General features: G+C 68.8%; 11 protein-coding genes and 1 tRNA gene. 1 reads left to right on the forward strand and 11 read right to left on the reverse strand.

The features are described from left to right. Nucleotides 1-349 precede the first annotated feature (349 nt). Nucleotides 350-2017, forward strand: coding sequence for a carbohydrate porin (locus A2G96_RS00860; protein WP_062795914.1), 1668 nt, complete (start codon nucleotides 350-352; stop codon nucleotides 2015-2017). On the opposite strand, the gene A2G96_RS00865 is transcribed toward A2G96_RS00860, so the two are convergent. The 11 genes from A2G96_RS00865 to fmt form a co-directional block, all read right to left on the reverse strand. Beyond that, nucleotides 2001-2741, reverse strand: coding sequence for an aquaporin (locus A2G96_RS00865; protein WP_062795916.1), 741 nt, complete (start codon nucleotides 2739-2741; stop codon nucleotides 2001-2003). The genes A2G96_RS00860 and A2G96_RS00865 overlap by 17 nt on opposite strands. Nucleotides 2742-3049: 308 nt before the next feature. Then, on the reverse strand, nucleotides 3050-3541 hold the full coding sequence (locus A2G96_RS00870) for a hypothetical protein (RefSeq protein ID WP_062795918.1): 492 nt from the start codon (nucleotides 3539-3541) through the stop codon (nucleotides 3050-3052). 201 nt (nucleotides 3542-3742) lie between these two features. Then, the gene (locus tag A2G96_RS00875) at nucleotides 3743-4093 is read right to left on the reverse strand and encodes a BrnA antitoxin family protein (protein ID WP_082818808.1); all 351 of its coding nucleotides are present in this window, start codon (nucleotides 4091-4093) and stop codon (nucleotides 3743-3745) included. After that, the gene (locus A2G96_RS00880; RefSeq protein ID WP_062795920.1) at nucleotides 4059-4346 is read right to left on the reverse strand and encodes a BrnT family toxin; all 288 of its coding nucleotides are present in this window, start codon (nucleotides 4344-4346) and stop codon (nucleotides 4059-4061) included. Before A2G96_RS00880 ends, A2G96_RS00875 begins: the two co-directional genes overlap by 35 nt. Nucleotides 4347-4637: 291 nt before the next feature. Then, nucleotides 4638-4713 (reverse strand) — tRNA-Phe (locus A2G96_RS00885). Nucleotides 4714-4773: 60 nt separating this feature from the next. Beyond that, on the reverse strand, nucleotides 4774-5484 hold the full coding sequence (locus tag A2G96_RS00890; RefSeq protein ID WP_062795922.1) for a response regulator: 711 nt from the start codon (nucleotides 5482-5484) through the stop codon (nucleotides 4774-4776). A gap of 52 nt (nucleotides 5485-5536) precedes the next feature. Beyond that, nucleotides 5537-7969: a sensor histidine kinase gene (locus A2G96_RS00895; RefSeq protein ID WP_062795924.1), complete on the reverse strand. Its 2433-nt coding sequence runs from the start codon at nucleotides 7967-7969 to the stop codon at nucleotides 5537-5539. After that, nucleotides 7966-8838, reverse strand: a complete 873-nt coding sequence (locus A2G96_RS00900) for a DUF4390 domain-containing protein (protein WP_082818809.1) — start codon at nucleotides 8836-8838, stop codon at nucleotides 7966-7968. Before A2G96_RS00900 ends, A2G96_RS00895 begins: the two co-directional genes overlap by 4 nt. A gap of 9 nt (nucleotides 8839-8847) precedes the next feature. Continuing rightward, on the reverse strand, nucleotides 8848-10287 hold the full coding sequence (gene rsmB, locus A2G96_RS00905; protein ID WP_062801992.1) for a 16S rRNA (cytosine(967)-C(5))-methyltransferase RsmB: 1440 nt from the start codon (nucleotides 10285-10287) through the stop codon (nucleotides 8848-8850). Between the two features lie 141 nt (nucleotides 10288-10428). Beyond that, the gene (htpX, locus tag A2G96_RS00910) at nucleotides 10429-11289 is read right to left on the reverse strand and encodes a zinc metalloprotease HtpX (protein ID WP_018005006.1); all 861 of its coding nucleotides are present in this window, start codon (nucleotides 11287-11289) and stop codon (nucleotides 10429-10431) included. Between the two features lie 181 nt (nucleotides 11290-11470). Beyond that, a complete protein-coding gene (gene fmt, locus A2G96_RS00915; RefSeq protein WP_062795926.1) occupies nucleotides 11471-12484 on the reverse strand; it encodes a methionyl-tRNA formyltransferase in 1014 nt (337 codons plus the stop codon). Between the last annotated feature and the right edge of the window lie 5 nt (nucleotides 12485-12489).

Consider the following 12489-nt stretch of genomic DNA (forward strand, 5'->3'; position numbering starts at 1 on the left):
CCGGACGCTGGAACCGCGCCCACGGCCGAGGGCTGTCTTACCCGAAAGACAAGCCAGCCGATTATAGCGGTGGCCCTTTCGGCACGGGGCCCCGCGCAAGTGCGGGTTTTCGCTAGTCGATTGCGTCATTTCCGCTGTTTTTCGTATTGTGAGACGCCGCACGGTGTGATGGATTTTGTAACCCGGCTTGCGGTCAAATGGTCTCGGCTGATAAAAAACAGTCCCGCCTCCGGAGCCCTGCCTGCCGGATATCGTCGTTGCCCGCTGAATTGCCCCGTTGCCGTACCAATTGGCTGCTTTTTCTCGTCGACTCTCCCTGAAGCCGCGCGGCGCTTGCGCAGGCCGTCGCGTGCCGCTGCGCCGCGTCGGCTTTGCCGTGCTGGCCGCCTGGGGTCTGGCGGCATGCGCGCAGACCGGCGCTCCGCTGACAGGCGCTGACGAATCCGCGGCAGCCTTGCAGCCGCCGCGCATCGCGCCGCGGCCAGCGGTGCCGGCAACGGTCACTGCGTCCGCGGCGGCGCCAGCCCCAGCGGTGGCAGCGGCGACCATCGAAACAGCGCAAGCGCAAGCGCAAGCGCAAGCGCCCGCGCCGGCCACCACCGACGATCCGCTCGCCGCGCTGATCGCCGGCGAAGCGGCGCCCGCGGCAAGCGTCACCGTACCCGCTTCGGCGGACACCAGCGTCGCCGCGGCCCCGGCACCGGTCGATCCCGACTTCGTCGGCCCACCCGAACCCCCGGCCCCGCCGCCACCGCCGCTGGTGCTGTTCCCGCCCAGGCTTGGCGAGTTCCAGGCCGAGACGTCCCCTGCCCCGGCTCAAGGCGCGGCGGACGCCGGCACCCCGTCGGACGCGCCGCCGGTATTGCATTCCCAGCTGCCCGCCGATGACCCGGCGGGCGAATCCGTGTGGCGCCTGAGCTACAGCGGCCGCGCCGCGGTCGAGGATCGCCCGTCGACCATGCGCGCCTGCCCCGGCGGCGCGCTGTCCACCGGCATCGGCAGCGGGCTGGCGTGCCGCAGCGCGGGCGAGGTCCGGATCCGGGAGTCGGTGCTGGACCTCGACGGCGGCGCCCAGGTGATGCTGATCGCGCAGGCGCGCGGCACCGACGCCACCACCGTCAACGGCCGCCCGGCGGCGATCGATCCTTATGCGCTGGTGCCGCAGTTCTATACGGCGGTGAGCGGGCTGGCGGTGCTGGACGGCGCCACCATGTGGGCCGGCCGGCGCGACAACGCGCCGTTCCTGATGTCGTCCGGCCTGCTGCCGCCCAATTCGACGGCGATGCGCTTCGGCGTCGACAACGCCAAGCTGATCGGCGATATCGGCCTGAGCTACCAGTACACCGCGCGCGCCGACCAGAACGGCCAGAACCTGCCCAGCTACCACTCGCTGCGCACCGCGCCGATCCCCACCAATGAACAGGGTTCGGTCCAGCTCGGCTTCACGCGGGTGGAAGCCCAGCCGCTGGTGGAGGATCCGGGCGGGGCATGGTGGGCGTCGGCGCTGCACGAGCAAAAGGGCGTGCTGTTCGGCACCAACCGGCTCGGGGTGCAGTTCGGCTCGGGTTCGCGCAACGCCATGACCGGCTATACCGGCATGGGACCGTCGCTGTCGCGCACGCGCGTGGCCGACTCGATCGAATGGAAGAGCCGCTGGGGGCTGAGCGGTGCGGTCGAGCAGAGCCTGCAGTTCGACCGTTCGCCGGTCGGCACGCTGCAGTGGACCACCACGCGCCTGCGTCCCGCGTACGTGGCCAGCAGCCAGTTCCGGCTGAACTTCGAGGTCTCGCACGACCAGATCTCGTCCGGCTTCGGCGTCAGCGGCCAGCGCACCGCGCTGACGGTGGCGCCGACGCTGACGCTGGGCAAGTCGGCCGGCAATGCCAACCTGCGCGCCTTCTACACCTACAGCCGCGCCAGCGATGTGGATGGAATCGGCTACACCGCGCCGGCCGACGCGTGGGCGTCGCAGCCGAGCGGCTCGATCTTCGGCGTGCAGCTCAATCGGCGCTGGTAGTTGCGGTGGTAGTTGCGCTGGTGGTTGCGCCGCTCAGGGTCCTGACCGGCGCCGGTGCCACCGCGGCGGGTTTGCGCAACAGCCAGTGGAACAGCAGCGTGGCCGCCAGCCCGCCGCCGATCTGTGCCAGCACGAAGCCCGGCACATCCTGCGGCCGGATCCCGGTGAAGGTATCGGTCAGCGCGCAGGCCAGCGTCAGCGCGGGATTGGCGAACGAGGTCGACGACGTGAACCAGTAGCCCGCGGTGATATAGCCGGCCACCACGAACGGCACCAGCTGCGGGCGGCTGCGCAGCGTGCCGATGCCCACGCCGACCAGGCCGAAGGTGGCCACGAACTCGCTCCACCACATCGACGCGCCGGTGCGACTCTGCGCCGACCACGCCAGTGCCGGCTCACCGAACATGGCATGCGCCGCGAGCACGCCGCAGACGCCGCCCGCCAGCTGCACCAGCACATAGCGCAGCGCATCGCGCGGCGCCAGCGCGCCCTGCACCAGCGCCGACAGGCTCACCACCGGGTTGAAATGCCCGCCCGAGACCGGACCCAGCGACACCAGCAACGCCACCAGCCCGGCGCCGGTGGCGAGCGAGTTCGCCAGCAGCGCGAGCGCGGTATCGCCGGCAGCCAGGCGCTCGGCACGAATGCCCGAGCCGACCACGATCGCCACCAGCAGCGCCGTGCCAAGTCCTTCCGCCACCAGGCGGCGTGCCAGCGTACTCATCGCTGCGCTGGGCCGGCGCAGCGGCGCGAAGCATGGGCGCGAGCAAGGCACGCCCGTGGACTCGTACCAGGACCGGTGGTGGAAACGATGGGGACAGCGCGCAGCAGCAAGATAGACAACGTCGCCTGAGACGACGCCTCGAACGGTGGCAGGTCGTTGCCCTGGGCAGGGCAACGCCGCGGCGCAGCGGCTGCGCGCGCGGTCGCGACAGTGTTCCGCCGCGGCCAGGGCGCGTCAATGCGCGCCGGCGATGTTGTGTGCTGACGCCGGGTTTCGAATCGCGCCGCTCAGAACAAAATCAGCGTCATTCAGCGCAACAGGAACGCAATATCCTCGACCACGATATTCGCCACCGGGATACCCTTGCGGCGCTGGAACAGGATGTGCTGCTGCACGCGGCTGCGCTGTTCGGCAAACACGGCCGGATCGATCGGCGTGCCGATGCGCATGTAGTGCTGCACCAGCAGCTTGTAGGCGCGATGGCGCACCTGCATGGAGTCGGTCTCGGCGCGCAGCCGCCTGATTTCGGCGGGGCTGCGGTCGATGGCCTGGTGCAGCTCTTCCACCGTGCGCGCGTGCAGCTCGCGGTAGACATCGCGCTCGGCTTCCATCTGATGCAGCTCGTCGCGCAGCGCACGGATCTTGTTCTGCAGCTTCAGCGTCTGCGACACCGCCTGCTGCATCCGCCCCGCCGCCCCCAGCGCCTGGCTGGCCGCCGCCACGGTGCTCTTCCACAAGCCACGCTCGCCGGCCGCGGTCTGCGGCGGCCAGTGCTTGTCCGTCCCGATCAGTGTGTCCATCCAACCCCCGGTAAGAAAGTATCGGCCCCGGGCCGGGGTATCCGCGTTATGGCTGCGCATTGCGATGCGGCTTGGCCGGCCTGGCCCGCCCCGCCTGGCGGCGGTGCGTCAGGGCATCCTAGAGAGACATGGATCGGCTGCCAAGTAGAAGATTTTTACTTCTGGATTGGGTGTTGCGCGCCGGGCAAAACGACGGCCGCATCAGCGGCTTGGCAGCATGCGGTGCGACTTGGCATAGGCACGCAGCACATCGTTGATGCGCGTCTGCCAGCCATCGCCAGTGGCCTTGAAAGCCTCGACCACATCGCGGTCGCAACGCATGTTCAGCGTCACCTTGCGTTGGCCTTCCGGCAGCGCCGGACGTCCGCGGGGCCGCAGCAGCGCCTGCGCTGCCTTGTCGCCGACCAGCCGGGGCAGTACTTCACGCGCCGGACGCAGGCGCGCCAGCTCGGCATCGGTAAGCGGCGGGTTGTCCCGATCGGCCTGCGCTGCGCGGGTCAGGGCCTTGTCTTCGGCGTCAGTCGGGATATGGATTCTGCGTTTCGTTGACATACTTCAATACCTCGCGGCGATTGGCTTTGCGCAAGCTGATCACGCGCATCGTCTCGCCTCGCATCGTGTAGACCATCACAAACACACGGGTGCCGATCAGCCCGGTCGCGATCACCCGCCCTTCACCGTATGCAAACCGCAGGTCGTCGCGTATCAGCGCACCGTCCATCTCGAACGCTTCGGCCAATGCGAGCGGTACCCCGTGCTTGATCTGGTTGGCGAGATCCTTGACCGGATCAAACACGAGCGGCATCAATTTATTGTATAGACGTTAAATAGGCGGGACAAGGAGTATTTGCCAATACGAAAATTCCCTGTCGGCTGCAGCCGGCAAGGGTTTCCTGCTGACGAGAGCGTCACGATGTGCGGGCACGCGCAAGGCAACCTTGACTTCGGTCAGCCGTGTCTAGCGGTTCGGAGAAATGCGATGTGGGTGGGATGCAGATGTGTCGCCGGGCGGCGCGGAAGGCCTGGCACGGCTCACGAGAGAGTGAGCCGCCCCAATGCAAAAAGCCCGGCTGCAAGAGCCGGGCTTTTCGTGTTCTGGTGGCCTGGGACGGAATCGAACCGCCGACACAAGGATTTTCAATCCTCTGCTCTACCGACTGAGCTACCGGGCCAAAGAAGCGAAACTATAACGGGTCTTTCAGGACCAGTCAAGCGTCATGTAGGCCACTGCGTCAGTGTTCGGCCGGCTCAGGCTTGTTGCGGCCCAGCTCCACGCCGAGCTGCTTGAGCTTGCGGTACAGGTGGGTGCGCTCCAGCCCGGTCTTCTCGGCGACGCGGGTCATGCTGCCGTGTTCGCGCAGCAGGTGGTACTCGAAATAGGCGCGCTCGAACAGGTCGCGCGCTTCGCGCAGCGGCATGTCGAACGAGAACTGCATCTCGGCTTCGGGCACGCGCGCCGGGTTGCCGTTGGGTGCGGCTTCGGCGATGGCCTCGGGCGCGGTGGCGGCCGTGCCGGGTTCCGCTGTCGGCACAGTGGCGGGTGCGGCGGCGGCCGTGGCGGTGCTGCGCGGGCGTTCGATGCCGCGGGCCAGGCCCTGTTCCACCGCGGACAGCAGCTTCTGCAGCGCGATCGGCTTTTCCAGGAAATTGAGCGCGCCGATCTTGGTGGCCTCGACCGCGGTATCGATGGTGGCGTGGCCCGACATCATGATCACGGGCATGGTCAGCTGTCCCTGCGCGGACCACTCCTTGAGCAGCGTGACGCCATCGGTATCGGGCATCCAGATATCGAGCAGCACCAGATCGGGCGTGCCCGCCGCACGGTAATCGCGCGCCTGTTGCGCGTTTTCCGCGAGTTCGACCACATGGCCTTCGTCGCTGAGGATCTCCGAGAGCAGCTCCCGGATTCCCATTTCGTCATCGACTACGAGGATGGTTGCCATACTTCCCCTCTTAACCCCACCGCAGCGTTCCGGGACCGGACGCCAATGTTGACTATGCCAGTTTAACGAACAGGATCGAGATCTGCGCACCGACGATCTCGGCACCTTCCATGCGATTGCGCAGTTCGATGCGCGCGCCGTGTTCGTCAATGATCTTCTTTACCATCGCGAGCCCGAGACCTGTGCCCTTGGCTTTGGTGGTCACATAAGGCTCGAACGCACGGCTCAGGATGCGTGGTGCAAAACCGGGACCATTGTCCGCAATGGTGAGCTTGACGGCCTGCCGGTTCTCGCCGGCAGAATCTTTGTATTCTACAGTCTCGGTGTGCAGAGTGATATGGGGCGCGGCCCTACCGGCCGCGACGTTCTCCGCGGCCGCGTCCTGCGCGTTCTGCAGCAGGTTGTGGATGACCTGGCGCAGCTGCGTCGGGTCGCCCTTGATCTCGGGCAGCGCACTGCCCAGCGTCGGATGGATCACCGGGTGCTCGTGCACCGCCGGATCGTCGATGCCGTACAAGTGCAGCACCTCGGCCACCAGGCTGTTGAGCTGCAGTGATTGCAGCACCGCCGGCGGCGTGCGCGCGTAGTCGCGGAAATCATCGACCATGCGCTTCATCGCGGCCACCTGGTTGACGATGGTGGCGGCGCCGCGCTTGAGCACGTCGGCATCGGTGCCCTCGAGCTTGGGCGAGAGCTTCATCTGCAGGCGCTCGGCCGAGAGCTGGATCGGCGTGAGCGGGTTCTTGATCTCGTGCGCGAGGCGCCGTGCCACTTCGCCCCACGCCACCGAGCGTTGAGCGGAAATCACATCGGAAATATCGTCGAAGACGATCACATAGCCGGGCTCGTCACGCTCGCCGCCGGGCAGGCGCGCGCCGCGCACCAGCAGCGTCAGCGGCTGCTCCTCGCCCTGCGGCAATTCGATCTGCTTCTGCCAGTGCTCGGCGCCGCCCAGCACCTCGCTGGTGTTCTGGTCCGAGAAGGCCTGGCGCACGATCTCGCCGAACGTGCCCATGCCCGGGATCTGCTCCATCGGCAGGCCCATCACCGCGCCGAAGGGCTGGCGGAAGATGCGTTCGGCGCCGGGGTTGGCGGTGATCAGTACGAAGCGGCGGTCGAACACCAGCACGCCCGCGGTGAGGTTCTGCAGCACGCTTTCGAGGTAGGCCTTCGACTGCTCCAACGCGGCGCGGTTTTCTTCGACCGCCAGGCGCGCCTCGGCCAGCTGGCGCGTCATCTGGTTGAACTGCTGCGTCAGCATGCCGAGCTCGTCGCGGCTCTTCAGCTCGCGCTTGGGCGACAGATCGCCCTCTGCGACTTCCTTGGTTCCCTGCAGCAGCATCAGCAGCGGCCGCGCCAGCTGGCCGCCGAGCAGCAGCGCCAGCATCACCGCGATGAACACCGCCAGGAACAGCGTCAGCGTCAGCGTGCCGATATACATCTTGCGCAGGCCGGTGCGGCCCAGCGCCTTCTCCTGGTATTCCTGGTACGCGCGCTGGACCTCGTCGGCATTGCGCGCGAGCACCGCCGGCACCGGGTGCAGCACCTGCAGGTAGCGCTCTTCGCGCACGGTTTCGCCGACCAGGCCGAAGCCGCTCGACGGCGAATCTTCCGGGCTGCGCTCCACCGACAGGCCCGAGCCGGCCCAGCGCGGCGAGCGCGACAGCGCACGCGGTGCGCTAGCGGCGCCGACCGAATCCTGCGCGGGTCCCGGCGCCGCACCCAGCGGAATGATCACGCGCAGGCGGTACAGGTGGCTGCTGTCGACGCGCTCGGCAGCCTGGCCGACATCGCTCGAAGGATCGGTGCCGCCCTCCACTGCGGCATAGCCGCCGGCCAGCCGCGCCTGTTCCGCCAGCACGCCGGAAGGCAGGTCCGGCACCAGCGAGGCATAGTTGCTGGAAGCGCTTGCCAGCACGCGGCCGCTGCCGGTGAAGATGGCGGCTTCCTGCACGCCGTACTGCTCGCGCAGCCGGTTCAGCTGCAGCGAGGTGGCCACGCCGGAGGCGCCGGCCAGCTGCTCGGACATCAGCCGCGCCTTGACCTGCAGGTCGGCCAGCGAGCTGTCGATGGTGGAGCGCCCCAGGTTCAGGCCGGCCTCGAGCGCGGTTTCCACGCGCACGTCGAACCAGGACTCGATGCTGCGCGAGACAAACTGCAGCGACACCAGGTAGATCAGCACGCCGGGCAGCACGCCGACCACGCCGAAGAACACCGCGAGCTTGGTCATCAGCCGCGTGCCGAACTTGCCGCGGCGATAGCGCAGCCACAGCGTGACCGCGAGCGCGCCGACGGTCAGCACCAGCAGCGCGCCGATCACCAGGTTCACCTTGAACAGCAGCGTGAAATAGCGATCGAAGAATTCGGTATTGGCCGAGGCGCCGGCCAGCAGGCCCACCAGCACCAGCGCCAGGAACACGATGATGCCGGCCACGACGCGGTACAGCACGCGCCGGAACCGGCTGTCCCACAACGGGTTGCTCATGGCTGGCCCGGCGCGGGCTGCGCCAGCATCGCCGGCGACAGCGCGAACGAAGCGGCCTGCAGATACAGGCCGCGTCCTTCCATCAGGCCGCGCTCATTGGCCGCGGCAGGCAGCGAGGCCGGAGACGGTGCGGGCGCGGGCATGGTCGGAGAGGCAGGCAGTGCGGGCGCGGCGGGAGATGCAGGCAATGCGGGTGGCGCTGCCGGCGGTTGCGGCGGCGGCGCGGGCGGCGCGGGCGGCGTGCTGAGGTCGGTCGGCACGGTGTAGGTGAAGCGCCGCCAGTCGGACGCCAGGTTCCAGTCGCGCGTGTTGACGGCATTGATCTGGAACGGTTTGGGCAATTGCGACAGGTCCAGCCGCATGCGCACTTCGGCGTTGTAGGTCTCGCCGGGCTTGACCGCGTTGCGCTCGAACACGCGCCAGCCGCGCACGCGCTGGATAAACTGCAGCGCGCTCTTCAGCCGCGTGAACGGCAGTTGCAGGCCGCCGGTGGAGATGCGGTACTGGCGCGTCAGCGGCTGGTACGACAGCCGCACGCTGCGGGTGGTGTTGACCGGCTTGTCGTCGAACCAGTACCAGCGCGAGCGCGACAGCTGGAAGTCGACCGCGAAATACAGCGAGATGCCCTTGTGCAGCGCGTCCTCGAGCGCGGGCGGCAGGTCGAAGTCGAAGCTGGCGGCAAGCTCGAAGCCGCCGTCCTGGTATTCGATGCGGGCCTCGGTGGCCTCGATGACCTGCGCCTGTGCGGCGCGCGGCAGCCACAGCGCGGCGGCCAGCGCCAGCAGCAGCGCTAGGGCCCAGCGCGCCAGCACTCTGCGGCGGAGGTCCACTTCAACGCGAAAGCCTGACAGGCGCGGCGTGCTCGGCATCGGATCAGATCAGGCGCGTTTCTGGAAGCGGGCGTAGAAGAAGCCATCGTGATCGGATGGCAGGCTGGTACCGTCGGTGCGAACGGTGCTGTCAAGGGTGGCCTTGTCACCGTCCGCGCCCGCGGCAAGCGTTGCATGGGTGCCGGGCAGCAGCTGTCCCGGCGCCTGCAATCGTATCGCATCTGCCAGTTGCTCACCAAACCAGCGCGCCTGCTCCTCGCCCTCCGTTGGGAAAATAGAACAGGTGACATAGACCAGGATGCCGCCCGGCTTCAGCAGCGGCCACAGCTGCGAGACGATGCGGCGCTGCTCGGTGATGAGCTTGGCGATATCGGTTTCGCGGCGCAGCCAGCGGATATCGGGATGGCGCCGCACGATGCCCGAGGCCGAGCACGGCACGTCGGCGAGGATGCGGTCGAAGGGCTGTCCGTCCCACCAGTCGGCTGGCCGGCTGGCATCGCCGACCACGATCTTTGCCGACTTGCCCAGCCGCGCCAGGTTCTCGCCAATGCGTGTCGCGCGTTGCGGATCGCTTTCGACCGCGGTCACTTCGATATCGGCCAGCTCCAGCAAATGTCCGGTCTTGCCGCCGGGCGCCGCGCAGGCATCGAGCACGCGCATGCCGTCGGCAACCTCGAGCAGCGGCGCGGCCAGTTGCGCGCCGGCGTCCTGCACCGAGACCGCGCCTTCGGCAAAGCCGGGCAGCTGGTTCACCGGCACCGCGCGCACCAGGCGCACCGCCTGCGGACCGACGACGTGCCCGGCCAGGCCGGCGTTGGCGAGGTCGGTGCGGTACTGCTGCACCGACACGCGCGCGGTGTTGACGCGTACCGTCATCGGCGGGCGCACATTGGCGCTGGCGGCCAGCGCCATCCATTGGTCGGGGTAGGCCTCGCGCAGCATGCGCAGCCACCACGGCGGCAGGTTCCAGCGCGCCTGCTCGTCGCGGTTGACCTCGGCCAGCAGCGCCTTGCGCTCGCGCAGGAAACGGCGCAGCACCGCGTTGACCAGTCCGCGCGCATGCGCAGTCTTGGGTTCGGAAGCGGCCGCGCTGACGGCCTGGTCGACCACCGTGAAGGTGCTGTAGCCCGGACGGCCGGCGTCGGCATCATGGCGTGCCGGGTCGGCGCCGTCGTGCCGCTCGCGCGGGCCCGGCCCGTGTTCCAGCAACAGTGCCAGCGCCACCGCCAGCAGCGAATCGACCTGCGCGCCGGGCGGCCGCGTCACCAGCTTGGTCACCAGCGCGCGCGCGGTGCCGAACTGGCGCATGGTGCGGTAGGCGATGTCCTGCAGCGCGCCGCGCGTGGCGGCATCGCGCACGCGATCCAGCTTCAGCTGCGCGGCGGCGTCTTCGATCGCCTGGGGCAAGGCCGTGCCTTCGCTGACGGCGCGCACCGCGGCTGCGGCACCAAGCATCTGGAAGGCAAGCGAATCGGGAGGCAGGCGCATATCGGTCAGGCGGCGGATCAGGCAGCGGGTCAGGCGTGAATCGGGAAGGCGCGGGGCGCGGGCCAAAAAAAGCCCGCCGGTCCACGCGGAACAGCGGGCAGTTTACCTTGTGGCGGCGCCGCGCCCCGGATTTCCGGCGGCTCAGGCGGGGTAGGTGCCGGTCTGGGCCATCTGCATCAGGCGCGCGATGCGTTCCTCGGTGGCCGGATGGGTCGAGAACAGGTTGGCGATGCCGCCGCCGGACAGCGGGTTCATGATCATCATCTGCGCCGTGGCCGGATGTTCCTCGGCCGCCTGGAACGGGATGCCCTGCGCGTAGCGGTGGATCTTGTCCAGCGCGCTGGCCAGCGCCTGCGGGTCGCCGCTGATCTCGGCGCCGCCGCGGTCGGCTTCGAATTCGCGCGCGCGCGAGATCGCCATCTGGATCAGCGAGGCCGCCAGCGGCGCCAGGATCGCGACCGCAATGCCGGCGATCGGGTTGGTGCGGTTGCCGTTCTCGTCGCGCCCGCCGAAGAACATCGCCATATTGGCCAGCGCCGAGATCGCGCCGGCCATGGTGGCGGCGATGGTCGAGGTCAGGATGTCGCGGTGGCGCACATGGGCCAGCTCGTGCGCCATCACGCCGCGCAGCTCGCGCTCGGACAGCACGCGCAGGATGCCGGTGGTGGCCGCGACCGCGGCATGCTCGGGGTTGCGGCCGGTGGCAAAGGCGTTGGGCGCGTCTTCGTTGATCAGGTAGACGCGCGGCATCGGCAGGCCGGCGCGCTGCGCCAGGTCCTGCACCATGCCGTAGAACTGCGGCGCGCTGCCGGCATCGACTTCCTGCGCGTTGTACATGCGCAGGACCATCTTGTCCGAGAACCAGTAGGAGAAGAAGTTCATGCCCAGCGCGATCAGCAGCGCGAACATCATGCCGCTGCGCCCGCCGATCATGCCGCCGATGACGATGAACAGCGCCGTGATGGCCGCCATCAGCATGAAGGTCTTGACCCAGTTGAACATTGCGGTGATCTCCGTGTAATCGTGACGCGCCCACGAAAAGCTGGCGCGATGCCCGTTAGATCGGGGCCGATCGCAGAAAATTCAACGGCCGTGCAACGGCCTTTGCAATGTTGCTCACCCGCAGGGACGGGGGCGCCGTGCGCGGCACTTCAAGCGTCATGTGCGGCAAAGGGCTGCCTGTTCAGGCTGCCGCAGCGCCGTTGCCGGGCACCACGCAGCGCGTGCCGGGCGGCAGCGGCAGGCCTTGCAGGAACTGCTGCGCCGGCTGGCGACGGCCGCCCGGCTTCTGCAGCTCGGTGACCTGCAGCGCGCTGCCCTCGCCGCACGCGATCAGGATGCCGGCGGCATCGGCCGCCAGCACCGTGCCGGGCGGATGCGGCAGGCTGCTGGCCGCCGCCAGCGGCACCGCCTGCCAGCACTTGATCACGGTGTCGCCCACCTGCACGGTGGCGCCCGGGAACGGGTTGAAGGCGCGCACCTGGTTGGCGAGCTCGGCGGCCGGGCGGCGCAGGTCCAGCGGCGCTTCGTCCTTGGCGATCTTCTCGGCGTAGGTGACGCCCTGCTCCGGTTGCCGCGTGGCCGGCAGCGGCCGGCCGGCATCCAGCTGCCGCAGCGCGTCGACGATCATGCGCGCGCCGAGCGCGGCCAGGGTATCGTGCAGCGTGCCGGTGGTGTCGTCCGCGCCGATCGGCACTGCCTCGCGCGTGAGCATGTCGCCGGTGTCCAGGCCCTCGTCCATCTGCATCAGCGTGATGCCGGTCTCGGCGTCGCCCGCCTCGATGGCGCGGTGGATCGGCGCGGCGCCGCGCCAGCGCGGCAGTAGCGAGCCGTGGATATTCAGGCAGCCCAGCCGCGGCAGCGTCAGCACCTCGGCCGGCAGGATCAGGCCGTAGGCCGCTACCACCATGACATCGGGCGCGAGGCCGGCCAGCGTGTCGATGGCGGCGGTGGCTTCTTCGGGATACTTGCCCTGGCGGCGCAGCGAACGCGGCTGCAGCACCGGCGCCAGGCCATGGCTGACGGCGAACTGCTTCACCGGGCTGGTCTGCAGCTGCATGCCGCGGCCGGCGGGCCGGTCGGGCTGGGTCAGCACCGCGACCACCGGAAAGCCGGCGGCGTGGATGGCTTCCAGCGCGACGCGCGCAAACTCGGGCGTGCCGGCAAAGGCGACACGCAAGGGGCTGGCTTGGGACATGGCAG

Source organism: Cupriavidus nantongensis (assembly GCF_001598055.1).
GTDB classification, from domain to species: domain Bacteria; phylum Pseudomonadota; class Gammaproteobacteria; order Burkholderiales; family Burkholderiaceae; genus Cupriavidus; species Cupriavidus nantongensis.